Source organism: Janthinobacterium sp. SUN118 (genome assembly GCF_030397695.1).
GTDB lineage: Bacteria > Pseudomonadota > Gammaproteobacteria > Burkholderiales > Burkholderiaceae_D > Janthinobacterium.
In genome coordinates, this window is record NZ_JAPUBV010000003.1 from 323068 (window position 1) to 341039 (window position 17972).

Here is a 17972-nt window from a genome sequence, read left to right on the forward strand (position 1 = left end):
TGCGCGACGGTTCGTCAGGCGTCGTCATTTTTCAGGCTTTCCGCCACAAGCGGTGGGCCTGCTTTTTTATTTGGAACTGTTTGACCATGACTATTGCACCACAACGCTATCTCGCCCTCGACGTCCTGCGCGGCCTGACCGTCGCCCTGATGATCGTCGTCAATACGCCTGGCGACTGGGGCAGCGTGTATGCCCCTTTCCTGCATGCCGAATGGCATGGATTTACGCTGACGGACCTGGTGTTTCCCAGCTTTTTGTTTGTCGTCGGCAATGCGCTGGCCTTTGCGCTGGGCAAGTATGAACACCTGGGCCATGGCGCCGTGCTGGCCAAGCTGTGCAAGCGCAGCGCGCTGATCTTCGGGCTGGGCTTTTTGCTGTACTGGTTCCCCTTCTTCAAGATCGACGATGCGGGCCAGTTTGCCTGGTCGCCGTTGTCGCACACGCGCATTCCCGGCGTGCTGCAGCGCATCGCCGTGTGCTACCTGGCCGCCGCCCTGATCCTCCATTACTGGAAGACGCGCGGTGCGTTGCTCTTCAGCGCTGCCGCCTTGCTCGGCTACTGGGCCATCCTGGCCACCTGGGGCGATTACAGCCTGCACGGCAATGCGCCGGCCAAGCTGGATTTATTGCTGCTGGGGGACAGCCACCTGTACCACGGCGAAGGCATCGCCTTCGATCCCGAAGGTATCCTTGGCACCCTGCCATCGATCGTCAACGTCATCGCCGGCTACCTCGCGGGCAGTTTCCTGCGCCAGGCGGCGCCGGCGCAATTGCGTTCCAGCCTGCTGCAGCTGGCCGTGGCTGGCGTCATTTGCGTGGCCGTGGCCCTGTGCTGGAATCAGGTGTTTCCGATTAACAAGAAGCTGTGGACCAGCTCTTACGTCATGCTGGGCATCGGCCTGGACTTGCTGCTGCTGGCGCTGTTGATGTTCATCATTGACGTGCGTCAAATGACGGGCTGGACCTACTTCTTTGAAGTGTTCGGCAAGAACACGCTGTTCATCTACCTGCTGTCGGAAGTGCTGGTGATCATCGCGTTTACCGTGCGCATCGGCGGCGGCAACCTGTACCAGTGGCTGTACCAGCACGGGTTTACGGGCTGGGCGCCGGCACGCCTGGGGTCGCTGCTGTTTGCCGTCAGCTTCATGCTGCTGTGCTGGCTGATCGCCTACGGCATGGACAAGCGCAAGATCTACATCAAGGTCTAGCGCTAGAACTTCAGCTTCAGGCCGTAACGGCTGGCCAGGGCCGTGAAGAGCAGCATCAGGGCGGTGACGGCGGCGGCATTCCACAGGCCGGCCGCGCCGCCCGCCTCCAGGTAGGGCCACCAGAAGCGCGGCAGGTGCAGCACGGCCGCCAGCTGCTGCCACAGGTCGGGCACGATGTAGGCGAACAGGGCATTGGTGCCGGCGGGCAGCAGCACGACCGCCCAGGCGCGCCAGCGCCACACGTCGATGACGACATAAAACACGAGGAACAGGGCCAGGATGAGGGCGCTGCACACGAGCGTGTAGGACTCCGTCGCCGCGATCTTGTTGATGTGGTGATATGGCCGCAGCAGCATGCCGGCGGCAAACAGTCCCAGCGCGAACCACGCCATGAAACGTATCCTCTGTGCATGGCTCAAGGGGGAGCCGCGCAGGAACAGCTGGCCCACGAGGGTGCCGGCCAGCACATTGGCGGCCGTCGAACCGAGCACCTGCGGCACGTTGACGATGGCGTTGATACTGGCCGGCAAGAAAGCGAGGCTGCCGGCCGTGCCGCCCATGTACAGCGCGATCAGCAGGGCCAACACGCCCATCAGCGCCGTGTCGCTGCCCCGGCACGCCAGGTACAGCAAGCTGCACAGCAGATACGCCCAGCCTATCATGCCGAGGATGCCCCACCACGACGGTTGCAGCCAGGTGCTGGAAAACTCGCTGTTCAATTCTCCCCGGAACGTTGCCAGCAGGAACAGCATGAGTGCGCCGCCCGCCGCCAGCTCCAGCTTGCCCGCGCCCTGGCGCCACAGCAGTATCATGGCCGCATAGAACAGCAGGAAATACATGGCCTGCGGCAGCAGCGCCGCCCGCGCATCGTAGCGGTAGGCGTTCGCCAGCACCACGCCAGCCAGCATCAGGCTGCCTGAGCGCCACAGCAGGCGTCCCAGCAGGGCTGGCGTGACGTGGCCGCAATGGCGCTGCAAGGCCAGCGGGATCGCCATGCCCACCATAAACAGGAAGCCGGGGAAGACCAGGTCCGGCATGGTGATGCCGTCGGCGCGCGGTCCCGCGTGTTCGAGCCAGTGGGCGATGCCGGGCATGCCGGCCAGGTAGTTGACCCAGATCATGGCGACGATCACGAAGCCGCGGAAGGCGTCCAGGCTGATCAGGCGTTCGGTGGCGGTGGCTGCGGTGGCTGGCGGCATGGAGGAGGCGAAAGAGGTCAAAAAAAAAGCGGCCCCGGCGCTGACCGGGAACCGCTCTTGCAGAAATTATTCTGGCAAGATTTACTGTGCCGCTGCTGCCGGCGCCGCCGCTGCCGTGGCAGGACGGTTCAGCCACAGGATCCAGTAGCGGGCCAGGTCGCCGACGCCATCGCCGCCCTTGACCGTATCGAGCACCTTGATCGCTTCCTCTTTCTTGCCAGCCATGGCTAAGGAGTAGCCGAGGCGCAGCTTGGCGTCGTCAGGACGCTTCAGACCGCCCTTGGCGATGCCCTTTTCGATCAGGTCGATGCCTTTGTCGAACTGGTCCATCGTCACATAGGCGTAGCCGAGGTTGATCAAGCCCGTGCCATCCTTGCTCTTCATGGCCGACGCTTCGCCGCTGGCGATGTTCTTCACGTCGTCGGCGGCAGCCTTGTTGGCCTGGTCGCGCAGTTTCTTGTGCTTGGCGGCATTCGCGCCCGTGCCCAGCACGCCCTTGGCGTAGCCGGCGTCGAGGACTTTTTTCGCTTCCGTCGGGAAGGCGTTCTGCAGGGCGATTTCCGCCATGTCGCTATAGTCTTGCGGCGGCATGGTGCCCACGGCCTTGAATTGCAGGCGCAGGATATCGAGCGCGAAACGGTCGGAATAGCCAGCCTTGCTCTGTACGCGGCCCAGCAGGTCGGTCCAGTAGTCATCCGACGGGTAGTAGCGCACCAGGTTTTCCATGGCGATCAGGTAGGTGGCCGGGTCCTTGCTTTTCGAGCCCGTGTTGGCCAGCAATTGCAGCTCTTCGATCGTCGGCGTCTTGCCCGCCTGCTGCTTGGCGGTCACGTCGGCCAGCAATTCCTGCTTGGCGCGCGCGAAGTCATTGCTGAAGTAGTAGGCGCGGATGATGTAAGGGCGCACGGTGGCCACGTCACCTGTTTCCGTTTGGTAACGGGTGAACCACTTGATGGCGTTCGGGTAATCCTTGGCGTTGTAATGGTAGTTGGCCAGCGCCTGGATGAAATCGCCCTGCACATTCTTTTCCAGCTTGCCCGATTCGATCACCGCTTCGAGTGCCGTCATGGCCATGGGCGCATTGTTGGTGGCCGAGGCCAGCGCCACGCGCAGGCGGTTCAGCACGAACGTCTCGTACGGCGTCAGGGCCGGGATGGCGGCAGCCTGGTCGATGCGGCTTTGCACGTCGGCGTAGTTTTTCGCATCCATCGACACCTTGACGACAGCCGGGTCGAGCAGCTTGAAGATTTCAGGACGCACGCTGTCGGCCGGGGCGGCTGCAGCGGCTGCAGGCTTGGTATCCTGCGCGTGCGACAGGGCTGGCAGGGCGTTCAGGCCGATGGCGGCCAGGATCAGGCTAAGACGGGCAAGACGGAATTGGGACATGGTCAATCCTTCAATCAATAACAAAAATACGCTCCGGCACTGGCTGCCGCAGCATCGCGCGGCGGCATCGCAAAGGGGCAGGGAATCTTAAAAAACGCACATTCTGCCATTCCGCCCGCATAAGGCCAAGGGCGGCGGCATGATAAACAGCGGCTATTGTCACATAAACGGCTGGGCTGGTGCGGCAAACGTGCGCGCCAGGGCTTGCCCTGCGGCATCGAACAGCAGGCAGCGCTGCGGCGGCAGGTGCAGGCGCATGGCGTCGCCCGCCTGGCGCAAGCCATCCTCGGCCGGCAGCTTGACGGCCAGCATCTCGGCCACGCCCGGCATGCTGGCGTAGACGATGGCCACGTCGCCCAGGTATTCGACGTGGCTGACGGCCGCATCGACCACGTTGTCGCCCGCATTGCCATTGCTGCGCAGGCTGACATGCTCGGCGCGCACGCCCAGGGTCAGCGGGTCGCCCGGCGCCACGGCCTCGCCGCTAGCCTCGACCTCGATTACGGCGCCGCCGGGCAGGCGCACGGCCACCGTGCCGGGACCGCTGGCGACGGCTACGCAGGCGATGAAGTTCATCTTCGGTGCGCCGAGGAAGCCGGCCACGAACAGGTTGCCGGGATTGTTGTACAGCGCGTGCGGGCTGCCCACCTGCTCGATGCGCCCGCCATTGAAGACGACGATGCGCTCGCCCAGGGTCATCGCCTCGACCTGGTCATGCGTGACATAGATCATGGTGGTCTTCAGCTCCTGGTGCAGGCGCGAGATTTCCACGCGCATCTGCACGCGCAGCGAGGCGTCCAGGTTCGACAGCGGCTCGTCGAACAGGAACACTTGCGGCTTGCGCACGATGGCGCGGCCGATGGCCACGCGCTGGCGCTGGCCGCCCGACAGGTCCTTGGGCTTGCGCTTGAGCAGAGGCGTGATCTGCAGGATGTCGGCCGCGCGTTCGACGGCGGCGCGCACGTCCGCTTTCTTGTGGCCGGCCAGGCTCAGGGCGAACGCCATGTTCTCGAACACGGTCATGTGCGGATACAGGGCGTAGCTCTGGAAGACCATGGCCAGGCCCCGCTCGGCCGGCGCGATATCGTTGGCCAGCTTGCCGCCGATGTGCAGCTCGCCGTCCGTGATGTCTTCCAGGCCGGCGATCATGCGCAGCAGGGTGGACTTGCCGCAACCGGACGGCCCCACGAAGACGACGAATTCGCCGTCGCGGATATCGAGGTCGATGCCGTGGATGACGGGGTGCTTGTCGTCGTACAGCTTGACGATATTCTTTAAAACGATATGTGCCATGAAGTGGTTCTATCCTAGCTGGCGTTGGCCGGTGCCGGCGGGGAATCGGCCTTGCTCAGGTCGGGCTGGTCGGCGGGGTCTTTCGGACCGATGCGCATGAAGCGCGACAGGATCAGGACCGGCACGGCCGACACCAGCACCCACAGGAAAAAGGTCTTGTAGCCGAGCGCCGTCTGGATGTCGCCGCTGATCATCTTGAACAGCACGAAGCCCAGCTGCATCACGCCGGTGGCGAACGCATAGTGGGCCGTCTGGTATTTGCCCACGGAGACCACCTGCATCATGAACAGGATCAGGCCGACGAAGCCGAAGCCATAGCCGAACATCTCCACGCTGAGGGCGGCCGTGATCAGCGCCAGGTCGGTCGGCATGCTGTGGCTCAGGTAATAGAACACCAGATTCGGCAGGTTCATGGCCAGGATCAGGAACAGCATGGCGCGTTTCAGTCCCAGCCAGGAAGTAAAGTAGCCGCCGCCGATGCTGCCCAGCAGGAAGGCGACGGTGCCGGCCGTGCCGTACACGGCGCCCACTTCCGTCGTCGACAGGCCCAGGCCGCCCAGTTCGCGCGCTTCGCGCAGGAACAGCGGGCCGATGGTCTGCACTTGCGCCTCGCCGGCGCGGAACAGGATGATGAAGGCGATCATGCCCCAGATGCCCGGCTTTTTCAGGAAGTCCACCAGCACGTCCCACAAGGTGCGGCTGATGCCGGCCACGCTCTTGTCGGCCACGGCCACGTTGCGCACCTGCGGCAGCGACCACAGATGGTAGGCGGCCAGCGACAGCATCATGGCGCCGATGATGAGGAAGATCACCGACCAGGCGGGCTTGACGCCGATATTTTTTTCCAGGTAGCCGGCCAGGATCACCAGGCCGCCCAGCGAGATGAACTTGCCCGCATTGAAGAAGGCGCCCTGCCAGCCCGCGTAGGCGGCCTGCTGCTTGTCGGACAGGCTGGCGATGTACAGGCCGTCGCAGACGATGTCGTGCGTCGAGGACGCCAGCGCGGCGACGAACAGCACGGCCACGCAGGCGGCGAACCACAGCGGCGTTTGCAGGGCCAGCGCGATCAGGCCCAGGCTCAGGCCGCCGAGGAACTGGAACAGCACCACCATGGCCTTCTTGCTCGACGCCAGTTCGAGGAAGGGGCTCCACAGCGACTTGAAGACCCAGGCAAAGCCGATCAGGCCCGTCCAGCGGGCGATCTGGTCGTTCGGCACGCCCAGGCTCTTGAACATCAGGCCGGCCACCAGGGCCACCGCGTAAAACGGCAGGCCCTGGGCGAAGTACAGCGTGGGAACCCAGGAAATCGGGCTGCGGGCGCCGCTGCTGCTGATGCTGTTGCTGCTCTTGTCGTTCATGGATGCTTCCTCGGGTCGTCTTGAAAGTGCGGTTTAATTCGGTGGCAAGGGCGCCGTGCTCTGGCAGCAGCGTCTGGCCTCGGCCATGACGATGCGGTCGGCCGCCTCCTGCGCATACAGTCCGGCGCCGGCCGGATAGCGTTCGGCCATGGCCGCCAGGCGCTGCAGGCGCACGCCGGCCGACTGCAGCGGCAGCGCGCCGGACGCCAGCGCGGCGCCGACGGCGTCGAGGGCGGCCGGCAGGCGCGCCGCATCGGGCAGCAGGGCCATGTCGGCGCCGGCGGCCAGCGCGCGCGCACTGACGTCGATGCCGTGCGCGTCGATGCCGGGCGTGATCAGCACCCCGCCGTAGCCCCACTGCTTGCGCAGCAGGCCGTGCATCACCGCGTGCGACAGGCTGACGGGCAGCTGCGCATCGAGGGCGGGGTAGGACACGTGCGCGCTCATCATCGAGGCCGCATGCGCGGCAGCCTGGCGGAAGGGCACGAAGTCGTGCTCCTCCAGTTGCGAGCGGGTCTTGTCGACGCTGGGCAGGGCCGCGCCGGCCGCCTGCTGCGGCAGGTACAGCCTGGCGCAGCAGGCGACGCCCTCGGACTGGCAGCCGGCCATCCAGGCCAGGGTCATGGCCGTGGCTTGCGCCGGGTCGCCGCCAAATGCGTGCGCCGCCGCCGGCGCGTCGTTGCCGGCCGCGTCCAGCTTGAGCAGGGGCGCGAAGAGCCAGTTGACGCCGAGCGCGCGCAGGCCGCGCGCCGTCGCCGCACCCGTGCCGTTGGCCAGTTCCGCATCGCCAACGGCGCTCAGGGCCATGGCGCTCGGGGGCTGGGGCAACCAGGCCGGATAGGCTGCCGTGTCGATGGCGATCAGGGCCCGCGGTCCCAGCACGCGCCGCAAGTCCGTCGTCAGGCGCGCCAGCTGCGCCTTGTCGACGATGTTGTCCGCGCGCAGGCAGACGGCGCGCAAGCCGTTCTGCTGCAGCCACTGCGCCGTGGCCGCGTCGAGCTCGCTGCCGGCGATGCCCGTCATCAGCAGCTGCCCGGCGAGCAGGCGCAGGTCGGTGGCGATGGCGGCGCTCATTTGACGGCGCCGTCCATGCCGCGCATGAAGAAGCGCTGGGTAAACAGGAATGCCAGCAGGGTCGGCACGATGGTGATCAGGGTGCCGGCCGCGATCACGCGCGTGCTGCTGCCGAAGGTGCCGCGCAAATACAGCACGCCGACCGACAGCGGGAATTCATCGGGCTTGCTCATGACGATGGACGGCCAGATGTATTCGTTCCACGATTCGACGGCCGTCAGGATGCCGACGGTGGCCAGCCACGGCGTGATCAGGGGCAGCATGATGCGGCTGAAGATGACCCATTCGGAGGCACCATCCACGCGTGCCGCGTCGATCAGGTCCTGCGGCACTTCCTCGAACGCCTGCTTGAGCAGCAAAATGGCCACGGCCGTCACCACGTTGGGCAGGATCACGCCCGTGTAGGTATCGACCAGGCTCATTTGCGTGATGGTGATGAAGTTGACGAGGAAGTTCACTTCCGACGGCAGCACCAGGGTGGCGAGGATCAGGCCGAACACGAGCTTGCGGCCGCGGAATTTCAGGCGCGCCAGCGGATACGCGGCCAATGAGCACAGCAGCAGTTTCCAGAACACGGTCAACACGGCGATCAGCACCGAGTTCTTGAAGAACGACCAGATGGGAATCGCGTTGAACACTTCGACGAAGTTCTCCAGCGATGGCGCCTTCGGCCAGAAGGTGGGCGGGAAGGCGAAGATATTGCCTTCCGTGGAGACGGCCGTCACCAGCGTCCACCAGAACGGGAAGACGCAGACGACGGCGATCGCGCACAGCACGGCATAGTGGCCCAGTATTTGCAGGCGGGTTTTCAGGGGGCGGGAACGGGTTTTCATGGTCAGTCCCCTGTCAGCGGTGCTTCGGTTTGAGGTAGCGCAGGCACAGCAGGGCGATGCCGATGCAAAATAGCGAGACGATGAAGCTGGCCGCCAGCGCGCGCGGCAGTTTCAAGTGTTTCAGGCCCTGGTCGTAGGCGTAGTACAGCGCCGTGAAGGTGGAATTCATCGGACCGCCCTGGGTCAGCACGTCGACTTCCTGGTACGCCTTCAGGGCCGCCAGCACGGACAGGATGGAGCACAGCATGATGGTCGGGCGCAGCATCGGCACGGTGATCTTCCAGAAGCGCTGCCAGCGGCTGGCGCCATCGAGCATGGCCGCTTCCTGCATGTCCGACGGGATCGACTGCAGGGCCGCCAGGTACATCACCATGTACCAGCCCAGGCCGCGCCACAGGGTGACGAACATCACGGCAAACAGGGCCAGGCTGTCGTTCGACAGCCAGCCCACGGGCGCGTTCACCAGCCTTAGCGTCATCATCACGTAGTTCAGCGCGCCCTGTTCGTGGAACATGAAGCCCCACATGATGCCGACCACGGAAACGGTGGTCACCACCGGCACGTAGAAGGCGGCGCGGAACAGGCGGATGCCGGGCAGGCGGTTGTTGACCAGCACGGCCAGCGTGATGGCGCCCACCTGCACGAAGGGCACCATCAGCAGGAACATCAGCGAATTCTTCAGGCCGGAGACGAACATCTCGTTGTTGAAAATGTAGCGGAAATTATCGAGGCCGACGAAGCGCGTCTCGCGTATCAGGCTGTAGTCGGTGAACGCCAGCACGGAGCCGTAGCCGACGGGCCAGAAGGAAAAGGCGGCCAGCAGCAGCAGGGCCGGGGCGAGGAACAGCCAGGCTTGCAGGGTGTGGCGGTGGGCGAGTTTCATGGTGTCCTTAGTGGCGCGGCAGGGTGGCCAGCTTGCGGTTCCAGATGGCGACGGCCTGGTCCAGCGCCTGCTTCACATCCTGCTTGCCCGTCACGCCCGCCTCGACGGCTTTCACCAGCGAGCGGCGCAATTCGTCGTAGTCGTCGATGCCGGCCACGTACAGGGTGCGCGAATGGTTCATCGACATGGCGCCGGCGGCCACCGCCTTTTCGGCGGCGCCCGCGTTCTGCGGCGTGGCGAGGAAGAACGGATCGGCGGCCGCCCTGACGGTGGTGGGAAAGACGCTGGCCTGGCGCGCGAAGGCCAGCTGGTTGTCGTCGTTCGTCAGGAAGCGCGCGAACTTGCCCACCGAGGGCAGCAGGCGCGCCGGCACGCCTTTCGGAATGGCGAAGTGCACCAGCCAGCCGCCGTCGGCGATACCGGTGGGCCCCAGCGGCGCCGGCGCCACGTCGGTGATGGCGTAGATGTCTTTCGCGTCGCCGCGGATGCGCTGCATGGCCGTGGGCGGCGCCAGCAGCATGCCCAGGCGCCCGCCCTTGTAGGCGTCGATGACGGCCGGGAAATTGTCTTCGGCGAACAGGCTTTCCTTCAGCAGGCCGCCCACCTTGTAGGTGTCGGCCAGCTTCTGCACCAGCGCCACGTGCTGCGGCGAATTGAAGACGGCGCGGTTGTCGGTGATGACGGCCAGGCCCTGCTGCATGAACAGGCCGTCGATCTTCGACAGCGCCGGGGCGATGCCGGCCTTACCCGTGCGCTGCGCGATCTGGCGCGCGAACGCCAGCTGCTCGTCGAGGCTGGCGGGGCCGCGCGTGAGGCCGGCCTGTTTGAAGATGGCGGTATTGAAGGCGATCACCGCGACATTGCTGTACATGGGGAAGCCGTAGGTGCGGCCCTTGAAGCGCAAGTCTGCCAGGGCGCTGGGAATGTAGCTGGCGCGCGCCTCGCCGAGCAGCGCGTCGACGGGCGTGAGCAGGCCGTCGCGCGCATATTCATCGGCCCAGGGCACGTTCAGGCTGACCAGCGCGGGCGGCGTGCCGGCCACGATGCGCGTGACCAGCTTGGTCTGGATCACGTCCCACGGGAAGTCGATCCATTCGATCTTGACGTCGGGATTCTGCGCCTCATAGCGCGCCACCACCGCATTGAAATACGGCGTGAACTTGGGCTTCATGCTGAAGGTCCAGAATTCGATTTTCTCGACAGCCCATGCCTGCGGCGCGAGCAGGCCCGCACAGGCAACAACCGCCAACAGTCTCTTGATCGTCATGTTTATCCTGGAGCGCAAGGCTCCAATGTCTATGAGTCCGCGGCGCGGGTACGTGCCCTTGCCGTCGCTTATATTCGTGCTGCTGCCGGCGGCCGCCCCGTGCCGGGGGCCGCTGCCGGGTACTGCCTGTTAGTTCGTCTTGGTGACCTTGCTCAGGTGACGCGGCGCGTCCGGGTCCATGCCGCGCGCGGCCGACAGTTTCGCCGCCATCACGTAGAAGGACTGGATGGCGACGATCGGGTCGAGATCCGGCGTGGCCGCCACGGGCAGGGTCAGGTCGCGTTCGGCGACGTCGGCCGGCGCCGCCAGCAGGACCTTGGCGCCGCGGCCGCGCATTTCCGTGGCCAGTTGCAGCAGGCCGGCTTGCGTCGGGCCGCGCGTGGCGAAAATCAGCAGCGGATAGCCGTCTTCGATCAGGGCCATCGGACCGTGCTTGATCTCGGCGCCGCTGAAGGCTTCCGCCTGCAGGGCCGAGGTTTCCTTGAATTTCAGCGCCGCTTCCAGCGCCACGGGGAAGCTGATGCCGCGTCCCACGACCATGATGTTGCGCGCCGGCGCCAGCACGTCGATGGCGGGCGACCAGTCGACGCGGGTCGCCTCGAGCAGCGCTTCGGGCAGCGCTTCCAGGCCCGCCTGCAGTTCAGGGTCGTTCTGCCATTGCGCGACCATGCGCGCGCCGGCTACCAGGCTGGTGATGAAGCTTTTCGTCGCGGCGACGCTCTGTTCCTTGCCGGCGCGCAGGGGCATGGCCCATTCGGCGGCGTGCGCCAGCGGCGACTCGATATCGTTGACCAGGGCCACGGTGGTGGCGCCGCCGTCGCGGAAGTAGCGGATCGGTTCGACCACGTCCGGGCTCTGGCCCGATTGCGAGATCGAGATGGCCAGCGTGTCGCGCGTCACCAGCGGCGACTTGTTCAGGGTTACCAGCGACATCGGCAGGGACGCGACGACGCGGCCCAGGCGCGCCATGATCAGGTAGGCGACGTAGTTGCAGGCGTGGTCGGAGCTGCCGCGCGCGATGGTCAGCGCGGTCGAGAACGAGGTGCTCCTCAATTTGCGGCCCAGTTCCGCGTAGCGTTCCGTGTCGCTGGCCAGTTGCAGGGCGACGCATTCGGCGGCGGAAATGGCTTCTTTAAGCATCATTGAGGTCACAGATTTCTCCTTCTATATACACAGCTTTGAGTTTGAGATCGCGATCGAGTACCACCAGATCGGCGTAAGTACCGGGGGCCAGCCGGCCGCGTTCTTCCAGGCCCAGGTAATCGGCGGCGTTGGTCGACACGCGCTTGGACGCGTCGGCCAGGTCCAGCCCCAGTCCCACCAGGTTGCGCAGCGCCTGGTCCAGGGTCAGGGTGCTGCCCGCCAGCGTGCCGTCGGGCAGGCGCACGCCGCCCATGCATTTCTGCACGGCGTGGCGGCCCAGCATGTATTCGCCGTCCGGCATGCCGGTGGCGGCGGTCGAATCGGTGACGCAGTACAGGCGCGGGATGGCGCGCAGGGCCACCTTGATGGCGCCTGGATGCACGTGCAGCAGGTCGGGGATCAGTTCGGCGTATTCGGCGTGCGCCAGGGCGGCGCCGACCATGCCCGGCTCGCGGTGGTGCAGGCCGCTCATGGCGTTGAACAGGTGCGTGAAGCCCACGGCGCCGTGTTCCAGCGCGGCCACGCCGTCTTCATAGGAGCCAAGCGTGTGGCCGATCTGCACGCGCACGCCGGCGTCGGCCAGCGCGCGCACCAGTTCCAGGTGGCCGGCGATTTCCGGCGCAACGGTGATGACGCGCAGCTTGGCCAGCGTTTGCAGGCGCTCGATTTCGGCCAGCGTGGCGGCGCGCGCGTAGTTCGGCTGCGCGCCGAGCTTGCCGGAATTGATGTACGGGCCTTCCAGGTGGGCGCCCAGCACGCGCGCCGTGTTCGGGCGGCGGTCCTTGGCGGCGGCGCCGATGGCCGTCAGCGCCATGTCGATGTCTTCCGGCGGCGCCGTCATGGTGGTGGCCAGCAGGCTGGTGGTGCCGTGGCGCGCATGGATGGCCGCGATGGTGTAGACGGCTTCGCCGCCTTCCATGATGTCCTTGCCGGCGCCGCCATGCACGTGCAGGTCGATGAAGCCGGGCAGGATGTAGTCGTCGCTGTTCTGCGACGGGTGGATGGAACTGCCTTCGATACTGTCCACGCGCTCGCCGAAGGCGATGGCGCCGTGGATCCAGCCGCCTGGGGTAAGGATATTGCCTTTGATAGTGCTGCTCATCTGCGCGACTCCGCTACGAATTCATAATAATCACTGCGGCAATACGAGTGGGTCAGTTCCACCGCTGCGCCGTTGTCGAGATAACTGACACGGGTGATGTGCAGCATGGCTTCACCCGTCTTGATATTGGCCAGCTTGGCCTGTTCCGCCGTGGCGTTGACGGCGCGGATATGCTGCAGCGCGCGCATCGGGATGGTGCCGCGCGACTCCAGGTAGCCGTACAGCGAATCGGTCACCTGCTGCGGGTCCGGCATGTACAGCGCGGGGATGGTGGTCGTTTCGATCGCCATCACCACTTCGTCGGCCGTGCGCAAGCGGCGCAGGCGCGCCACCGGCATGTGCGGCGACAGGCCCAGCGACAGCAGTTCCAGCGGCGCCGCCGCGCCGATGTCGCGCTGCAGCCAGCGCGAGCCGGCCGTAAACCCGCGCTGGCGCAATTCTTCGGAAAAGCTGGTCAGGCGCGACAGCGGCTGCTCCAGCTTGGGCGTGATGTAGGTACCTGAACCGCGCTTGCGCGTCAGCATGCCCCGGTCGCACAGCATGTCGATGGCCTTGCGCGCCGTGACGCGCGAGATTTCGAGGATGTCCGACAGCACGCGCTCGGAGGGCAGGGCCTGGTTGGCGCGCCAGTCGCCGCTGGCGATGCCGTCCGACAGCATGTTCGCCAGCTGCATGTAGAGCGGCGTGTCGCTGGCCGGATTGGGTTTGAAGGCCGACAGTTTGGCTAGCATGTCATTGCTCCCGCAAGTGCGTGCGTATCAGGCGCAGGCCGCCTGCGGCCGAGTCGCCCTGTGCCGGCACGACCAGTTTCAACAGTTCCGCCGGCAGGTAGGCCGACAGGGGCGCCGCCAGGCCGCCGCACAGGGCCACCGGCAAGGTGCCGGCCGGATCGAGCGCCCTGGCGATGAGGGCGATCTGCCGGCCCGCGTCGACCAGGATGCCATGGGCCACGGCATTGCTGGCCGCGTGTTCGAGCACCAGGCGCGCCAGCTGCGCGAAGGTGGTCTGGCTGGCGGCCGCCAGCCACACCTGCATGGCGTCGCGCTGGCCGCCGCAGGCGTCGATGATGGCCGTGGCGAAGGCGCTGCCGGGCACGCGGCCATCGACCACCTGCTGCGCGTGGTTGATGGCGCGCATGCCGATCCAGGCGCCGCCCGCCTCGTCGCCCGAGGGGAAGCCCCAGCCGCCCACTTCATGGCGGCTGCCGTCCGCGTGCAGCACTTCGCCCACGCTGCCGGTGCCGATGGCGACGATGGCGCCAGGCTGGCCCGCATGTGCGCCCAGCAGGGTGGTCAAGGCGTCCGATTCGAGCGCCACGGCGGCATAGCCGGGATTGTGGTCGACGAAGCTGGCGGCCCACTGCTTGTTGTGCACGCCGGCCAGGCCCAGGCCGATGGCCATGCGTTGCAAGGAGGGCTGTTCCAGGCCGGCGGCGCGGAAGGCCAGGGTGACGGCGTGCGCCACGGAGGTCCAGGCGCGGTCGATGCCCAGTCCCAGGCCGGAAGGGCCGCTTTGTCCCTGCGCCAGTTCCTGGCCGTCCAGGCGCGCCAGGCGTACACGGGTACCGCTGCCCCCGCCGTCGACGCCGATTATGTATTCGATCATGTGTATGCAGTCCGGCTTATGGTTGATGACGCCTGTCTCGTTTTTTTATTTGTCGGGCGGCGAAAAAGCTGAAGGCACTATATTGTTGCCTCGATGGCTTGTCAACAGGTATTTAAGTGGTATTAATAAATGCTGTGAGGAATGCCACAGCATGCCTGGGATGCCATTGCCAAGTCATTGTTAATACAGGATTTTTTGTGTGTTGCGAATGGTATTGAAATTGGCCTTGTTTAATGCCAATTTTCTCCCGCTGGTCTGCGTCCGGCCCGGTTATATTGCTTGCGCGCATGCTTGGCAAGGGCCGCCATCAAGAGTAGAGTCCGCCTTTTACACCTGAGTTGGAAGAGCATGATGAACGACAAGGCAGCAAAGAGCGCGTATTGGGACGACTGGCAGCAAGAGGCGCTGGCCGCTGGCGTGTCGGCGCCGCTGGCCGCGCTGGGCATGGAAATGATGCGCACGCACCGCAAGAACCGCTGGCCGAAGGATTTCCTGGGACGCGAAAGCGACGGCCCGGTGATGCTGGAGATGTGCCTGGAAGATGAGGCGGAAACGGAATTGTTCTTTATCGAGAACCTGTATCCGTACGATGCGGCGCTGATCGAAAAGACGCGCCGCCGTCTGTGCCTGCACTAAGCAAGAGACAAGCGCCTGCACTTGCCGGATCAGCCGCCTTGCGCGGCTGTTTTTACGTCAGCGGCTGGAACTTTTCGTTGCGCGTGCGCGCCTGCATGCGCAAGCCCAGCAGCCCGATGGCGACCAGCAGCAGCGAATGCGTGCTCGGTTCATACGGGGTGGGCACGCGCAGATCCGCGTGCGGCTGGAAATAGGCCAGGCGCGCGGTCAGCGCGGCCGGTATCGCCGGGTAGGCGGCGTAGCGGCCTGGCGGCGGCGCATCCGCCGCATGCGCGTTGCCAGCGGCCCATAGCGACAGGGCTGCGCCCAGCACGATCATTGTTCTCATCATATTGTGTATTTCTGCCGAGGGCTGTGCGTTGAACCTCACGGGCGCGCCGCATGCCGGCCCATGTCCTGTCCCCAGTTTGTATGCTTGCCTCCGGTGCCGCTCGTACCGCACCGAAATGATATCTTTTTATAAATTGCGTGTATTAAAACATAATAAAATGAAAATGCCTACGTCTTTTTGCAAATAAGCGCATGCAGTGCGCGCGCTTGCCGGAGCCGGTCTATTGCATGGGGGAAATGACGTGGCATTTTCATGGGGCGGTGTCATAATGGTTGCGGCATCCCCGCCCAGGCATGGAGTAGATAATGAGCAAGGCACAGGACAGCAAGAAAGAAAGCAAGAAGGAACCGGCCAAGAGCATGAAAGAGAAGAAGGAAGCCAAGAAGGTCAAGAAAGAAGAGCGCAAGCGTTAAGCATGCGCGCGCGCCGTTTGCCGTCGCGTCCATGGCGCTGGCCAGCCCTGCTGGCGGCGTGCGCCGTGCTGGCCGTTGGCGCGCCCGCGTCCCGCGTGCTGGCGCAGCAGAAACCGCCGCCGTCCACGTTCGGCCAGGTGGTGGGCAATGCCGTGCTGTGCATCGACCAGATCGACAACAAGGCTTTCTATGCGTATCTGCTGACGGCCTTCGGTCCCGCCTACAAGCATGAAGGGGGCGCCTACTGGTTCCGCACGGACGCCAGCCTGTGGGGCGCGCCCATTACCGACGTGATCGTCAGCGACGACACCAGCCCCCTCGTCTTCATGGGCGTGGTGGCGGACACGACGCCGGAAAAGCTGGAGCCGGCCATCCGCGGCGCGTCGGGCTTGCGTTTTAATAAACTCGATAATTCCGCATTTCCCGTCCGCGGCTCCGTGCCTGGCAGTAAAATCGTGTACTTCCGCAGCAAGGCAAAAGTCTATTGCGCCAAATACAAGCCATTGCCGCCCGCGCACACCCGGTGAGCGTCGCCGCTTGCCGCGCTTGCTTGCCGTACGCATATTGATCGTTCCATCCGCAGGGTCTCCATGTACACGCATTATTTCCAGCTCAAGCAGTCACCGTTTTCGATCGCTCCCGATCCCCGCTACCTGTTCATGAGCGAACGCCACCGCGAGGCGCTCGCGCACCTGCTGTACGGCGTCGGCAGCGGCGGCGGCTTCGTGCTGCTGACGGGCGAAATCGGCGCCGGCAAGACCACCGTCTGCCGCTGCTTCATGGAGCAGATCCCCGACAATTGCCAGCTCGCCTACATCTTCAATCCAAAGCTGTCCGTCGAGGAATTGCTGCACTCGATCTGCGAGGAATTCCGCATCGCCCTGGCGCCTGGCGTGTCCAGCGTGAAAGGCTATGTCGACGCCATCAATGCGCATCTGCTGGCCAGCCATGCGCAGGGCAAGAACAATGTGCTGATCATTGACGAAGCGCAAAACCTGTCCGCCGCCGTGCTCGAGCAACTGCGTCTGCTGACGAACCTGGAAACGAGCGAGCGCAAGCTGCTGCAGATCATCCTCATCGGCCAGCCGGAATTGCGCGCCATGCTGGCCCGGCCCGAGCTCGAGCAACTGGCCCAGCGCGTGATCGCCCGCTACCACCTCGGCTCGCTGACGGCCGGCGAGACGGCCAGCTATATCCACCACCGCCTGGCCGTGGCCGGCAACACGGCGCAGACGCCGTTCGCGCCGCGCCTGATGGCGCAGATCCATGCCTTGAGCCACGGCGTGCCGCGCCGCATCAACCTGCTGTGCGACCGCGCGCTGCTGGGCGCCTACGTGGAAAACCAGCCGCAAGTGACGCGCCAGATCCTGCGCCGCGCCGCCGATGAAGTGTTTGCCGAAGCGGCTGCCGGCGCGCCGGCGCGTCCGGCCGGCTTGCGCTGGCCGCAGGTGGCGGGCGGCGTGCTGGCCGGTGCGCTGGTGACGGCCGCGCTGGCCTGGCATTTCATGCCGCGCGCCGGCGTGCCCGTTCCCGCCGCCGCCGCACCGGCCGTGGCTGCAGCTCCGCCGGTTGCGTCCGCCGTGACGGTTGCATCCGCGCCCACGCCCGCGCCTGCCAGCGTGCCTGACCGCAATGCCGTGCTGCGCCAGCTGGCCGCCCTGTGGGGCGAGCACTTGCCGGCCGGCGACGCCTGTCAGGCGGGCGCCAGGGCCGGCTTGCGCTGCCTGCACAGCCGGGGCGGCATTGCCGAACTGCGCGTGCTGGACCGTCCCGCCATGCTGGCGCTGCGCGATGCCGTCGGCGTGGAGCAACTGGCGCTGCTGACCCAGCTGCGCGGCGAGACGGCAACCGTGTCGCTCGACGGCAAGCAGCAGAGCCTGCCGCTGACCCAGCTGGCGCAGCGCAGCGACGGCAGCTTCACGACGTTCTGGCGCGCCCCGCGCAACTGGCGCGACGAAGTGCCGATGGGCGCCCGCGGCGCCGACGTGGACTGGCTGGCGCAACGCCTGGCGCAATTGCACGGCTTGCCCGCGCCGGCCGCCAGCGTGCCGCTCGACACCGAGATGCAGCGCCTGCTGCGCGACTTCCAGCAAAGCCAGAACCTGAAGGCCGATGGCCTGGCGGGACCGAAAACTTTCATGCGCCTGATGCAACTGGGCGACAACTCGGAGCCGCGCCTGTCCGCCGCGGCTCCTGCCGTGGCAGCGCCTGCCGCGACGGCGATGGTGGCGGGAAAATAAG

At 65.6% G+C, this 17972-nt stretch carries 17 protein-coding genes; 4 read left to right on the forward strand and 13 right to left on the reverse strand.

The features are described from left to right. Window positions 1-86: 86 nt before the first annotated feature. Entirely contained in the window at window positions 87-1208 is a 1122-nt protein-coding gene (locus O0880_RS20525; protein WP_289888468.1) for a heparan-alpha-glucosaminide N-acetyltransferase domain-containing protein, read from the forward strand. Window positions 1209-1210: 2 nt separating this feature from the next. Here the strand turns inward: O0880_RS20525 and O0880_RS20530 are convergent, their stop codons facing one another. The 12 genes from O0880_RS20530 to O0880_RS20585 all read right to left on the reverse strand — a co-directional run bounded on the left by O0880_RS20530 (window position 1211) and on the right by O0880_RS20585 (window position 14351). Then, entirely contained in the window at window positions 1211-2407 is a 1197-nt protein-coding gene (locus tag O0880_RS20530) for a DUF5009 domain-containing protein (RefSeq protein WP_289888469.1), read from the reverse strand. A gap of 81 nt (window positions 2408-2488) precedes the next feature. Further along, complete coding sequence (locus O0880_RS20535; protein ID WP_071324982.1) at window positions 2489-3793, reverse strand: hypothetical protein; 1305 nt, start codon at window positions 3791-3793, stop codon at window positions 2489-2491. A gap of 159 nt (window positions 3794-3952) precedes the next feature. After that, window positions 3953-5086, reverse strand: coding sequence for a sn-glycerol-3-phosphate ABC transporter ATP-binding protein UgpC (gene ugpC / locus O0880_RS20540; protein WP_289888470.1), 1134 nt, complete (start codon window positions 5084-5086; stop codon window positions 3953-3955). Between the two features lie 14 nt (window positions 5087-5100). Continuing rightward, window positions 5101-6444, reverse strand: coding sequence for an MFS transporter (locus O0880_RS20545; RefSeq protein WP_071324980.1), 1344 nt, complete (start codon window positions 6442-6444; stop codon window positions 5101-5103). A 33-nt stretch (window positions 6445-6477) separates the two neighbouring features. After that, window positions 6478-7518 (reverse strand): glycoside hydrolase family 3 N-terminal domain-containing protein, encoded by a 1041-nt coding sequence (locus tag O0880_RS20550; protein ID WP_289888474.1) that lies wholly within the window; start codon window positions 7516-7518, stop codon window positions 6478-6480. Beyond that, window positions 7515-8351 carry a carbohydrate ABC transporter permease gene (locus tag O0880_RS20555; protein WP_289888476.1) on the reverse strand — a complete coding sequence of 279 codons (837 nt, stop codon included), beginning with the start codon at window positions 8349-8351 and terminating at the stop codon, window positions 7515-7517. The genes O0880_RS20550 and O0880_RS20555 overlap by 4 nt, the downstream gene beginning before the upstream one ends. A 13-nt stretch (window positions 8352-8364) precedes the next feature. After that, window positions 8365-9234 (reverse strand): sugar ABC transporter permease, encoded by an 870-nt coding sequence (locus O0880_RS20560; RefSeq protein WP_071324977.1) that lies wholly within the window; start codon window positions 9232-9234, stop codon window positions 8365-8367. A 7-nt stretch (window positions 9235-9241) separates the two neighbouring features. After that, window positions 9242-10501 (reverse strand): extracellular solute-binding protein, encoded by a 1260-nt coding sequence (locus O0880_RS20565; protein ID WP_289888477.1) that lies wholly within the window; start codon window positions 10499-10501, stop codon window positions 9242-9244. Between the two features lie 129 nt (window positions 10502-10630). Then, window positions 10631-11644: an SIS domain-containing protein gene (locus O0880_RS20570; RefSeq protein WP_035825448.1), complete on the reverse strand. Its 1014-nt coding sequence runs from the start codon at window positions 11642-11644 to the stop codon at window positions 10631-10633. Beyond that, window positions 11634-12746: an N-acetylglucosamine-6-phosphate deacetylase gene (gene nagA, locus O0880_RS20575; protein WP_289888479.1), complete on the reverse strand. Its 1113-nt coding sequence runs from the start codon at window positions 12744-12746 to the stop codon at window positions 11634-11636. The genes O0880_RS20570 and nagA overlap by 11 nt, the downstream gene beginning before the upstream one ends. After that, complete coding sequence (locus O0880_RS20580) at window positions 12743-13477, reverse strand: GntR family transcriptional regulator (protein WP_070282815.1); 735 nt, start codon at window positions 13475-13477, stop codon at window positions 12743-12745. Before O0880_RS20580 ends, nagA begins: the two co-directional genes overlap by 4 nt. Window position 13478: 1 nt before the next feature. Continuing rightward, window positions 13479-14351 (reverse strand): BadF/BadG/BcrA/BcrD ATPase family protein, encoded by an 873-nt coding sequence (locus O0880_RS20585; RefSeq protein WP_289888481.1) that lies wholly within the window; start codon window positions 14349-14351, stop codon window positions 13479-13481. A 348-nt stretch (window positions 14352-14699) separates the two neighbouring features. On the opposite strand from O0880_RS20585, the gene O0880_RS20590 reads away from it, so the two are divergent. After that, entirely contained in the window at window positions 14700-14987 is a 288-nt protein-coding gene (locus tag O0880_RS20590; RefSeq protein ID WP_071324973.1) for a hypothetical protein, read from the forward strand. A gap of 52 nt (window positions 14988-15039) precedes the next feature. On the opposite strand, the gene O0880_RS20595 is transcribed toward O0880_RS20590, so the two are convergent. Then, the gene (locus O0880_RS20595; protein WP_289888484.1) at window positions 15040-15318 is read right to left on the reverse strand and encodes a hypothetical protein; all 279 of its coding nucleotides are present in this window, start codon (window positions 15316-15318) and stop codon (window positions 15040-15042) included. Between the two features lie 415 nt (window positions 15319-15733). Here O0880_RS20595 and O0880_RS20600 point away from each other — a divergent pair, with 415 nt between their 5' ends. Continuing rightward, on the forward strand, window positions 15734-16258 hold the full coding sequence (locus tag O0880_RS20600; protein ID WP_071324971.1) for a hypothetical protein: 525 nt from the start codon (window positions 15734-15736) through the stop codon (window positions 16256-16258). A gap of 63 nt (window positions 16259-16321) precedes the next feature. Then, a complete protein-coding gene (locus O0880_RS20605; RefSeq protein ID WP_289888486.1) occupies window positions 16322-17971 on the forward strand; it encodes an ExeA family protein in 1650 nt (549 codons plus the stop codon). Window position 17972 lies beyond the last annotated feature (1 nt).